The organism is Cupriavidus sp. WS, from assembly GCF_000395345.1.
Taxonomy (GTDB): Bacteria; Pseudomonadota; Gammaproteobacteria; order Burkholderiales; family Burkholderiaceae; genus Cupriavidus; species Cupriavidus basilensis_B.
The window spans coordinates 1-1,540 of the sequence record NZ_AQPL01000131.1; the positions used below are offsets into that span (position 1 = coordinate 1).

1 protein-coding gene is annotated in these 1,540 nt (G+C 61.2%); it reads right to left on the reverse strand.

All coding sequences use genetic code 11. The features are described 5' to 3' along the window. Window positions 1-11: 11 nt before the first annotated feature. Window positions 12-1,180 (reverse strand): IS3 family transposase gene (locus tag K206_RS0112350; RefSeq protein WP_155888043.1). Its coding sequence is split into 2 segments (ribosomal slippage): window positions 12-922 and window positions 922-1,180, totalling 1,170 coding nucleotides; the frame shifts between segments, so codons are not numbered across the junction. Between the last annotated feature and the right edge of the window lie 360 nt (window positions 1,181-1,540).

Consider the following 1,540-nt stretch of genomic DNA (forward strand, 5'->3'; position numbering starts at 1 on the left):
GCATGTGGTGGTCAAGTAATCTTGGACACTTTTCTGGCCACTTCCACCTTTAAATTCTCGTACTCGGCTGGCGGCATGTTCATCGCGGCCGAGTGCAATCTCTGTTGGTTGTAGAAGAACAGCACGTAGTTCGTGATGTCCGCCTGTGCCTCCGCGCGGTCGCAGTAGATCCGGTCGCGGATGCGCTCGCCCTTCAGGCTGCAGAAGAAACGCTCGACGACCGCGTTGTCCCAGCAGTTGCCCGCCCGACTCATGCTCGGTGTGATCCCTTCCTCGCGCAACAATTCCTGGAACGCATGGCTGGCATACGGGCTGCCCTGATCCGAGTGAAACATCAGGCCCTCGGCCGGCTGCCGGCTCGACAGCGCGATTCTCAGTGCCCTCACCACTAGCCGCGTGTCGGCCGAATTCGAGTAAGCCCAACCCACCACCCGCCGCGAGAATAGGTCCATCACCACGGCCAGGTACAGCCAGCCTTGCTGCGTCCAGATGAAGGTCACATCTCCAGCCCACACCCGGTTCGGTTGCGCGACGGCAAACTGCCGGTTCAATCGGTTCGGCGCTATGGCCGAGGACTTCCCGCCCTTCGAGTAATAATGCTTGCGAGCCTTCCGGACCGCGACCTGGGCTTCCCGCATCAATCCTCTGGCTCGATGGCGTCCGACAGCATGGCCTCGTCTGCGCAGCTCCTGTGACATGCGGCGGCTGCCGTAGCTTTGCCCGCTCGTCTCATGAATCGCCTGGACCTGACCCATCAGCGCCTCACGTTGGGCACACGGCTTGGCTTGCCGGGCCTTCCACGCGTAGTAGGTGCTGCGCGGCATGCCCAGGATCTCGCACACCACCGCCACCGGCCAGACCTTCTCCGCCTGTTCGATCACTTCGTATTGCGATCGAGTTCCTTGACGAAGAAGGCCGTGGACTTTTTTAGGATGTCGCGCTCACGCTCCAGCCGGGCCACTTGCCGCTCCAGATCCCGGATGCGGCGCTGGTCGGGCGTCAAGCTCGTCGGGTCACTTGTGGTCGGTACCGGCTTCGCCTGGCGATTGCCAATCCAACGACGAAGCGCTGTCTCACCAATGTCCAGTGCCTTGGCGGCATTGGTCACTGAATACCCCTGCTCTAGCACCAAGTTCACTGCGTCGGCCTTGAACTCGTCGGAGAAATCTCTGCGTCCCATCATCACCTCTCTAGTTGACCGGAAGTCTACCTTTTGAAGTGTCCAGGATCATTAGACCACCACAGCCAAGAAAGCGGACTGCCTTGCCGGCAGGGGCAGAGCCGAACAGTGTTGCTTAGGTTGGTGGTTTCGTGGTGGGATCTGTGGTTCTGCTGGGATTCTGCCGGTACCGGTTTTGGCGGCCACTGTCTCTCGGGTGGTGTTCGATTCGTGGTGGCGCTGCATGATGGCGTAGGCCCAGGCCCTTCGGGCTGCTGCCGCGACCGGGGTGGATGGGTGCGGCATAGGGACGGTGCTGGATTCGTGGTGGGCGCGGTGGCCGCGGTTTGAACCCGATGTGGGATCTTGAGATGTGCCAGA